Origin of the sequence: Microbacterium sp., from assembly GCF_032084865.1 — a bacterium.
Classification (GTDB): domain Bacteria; phylum Actinomycetota; class Actinomycetes; order Actinomycetales; family Microbacteriaceae; genus Microbacterium.
Genome location: NZ_DAMDLU010000032.1, coordinates 21,955 through 22,233, shown reverse-complemented (window position 1 = coordinate 22,233; position 279 = coordinate 21,955). Strand labels below are relative to the sequence as shown.

Here is a 279-nt window from a genome sequence, read left to right as displayed (position 1 = left end):
GTGTCCGACGGCATCCGCGTCTTCCGCCCGACCGGGCGCGGCACCCCCGACGATCCCGGGTTCGAGCTGTACTCGGTGCAGTCCGACGGCGAGATCGCGCTCGACGGCGCGGCCATCGCCCTGGCGACCGACGGCGAGTTCGAGCTGGCATCCGGCGACGAGCGCATCGCCATGCCGCGCGGCCGCGCCGTGCTGATCTCGCGCGCCGCCGCCGTGCGGATCGCCGGTTCCGGACAGCTGTTCATCGCGGCGGGCTGATCATCATGCCTCGCTTCGACC

The 279-nt window shown here is 73.1% G+C and carries 1 pseudogene; it reads left to right on the top strand.

Annotated features, from left to right (window positions below):
- A pseudogene (locus tag RT309_RS05400) lies at positions 1–258 on the top strand (hypothetical protein); the annotation flags it as partial.
- Positions 259–279: the final 21 nt, after the last annotated feature.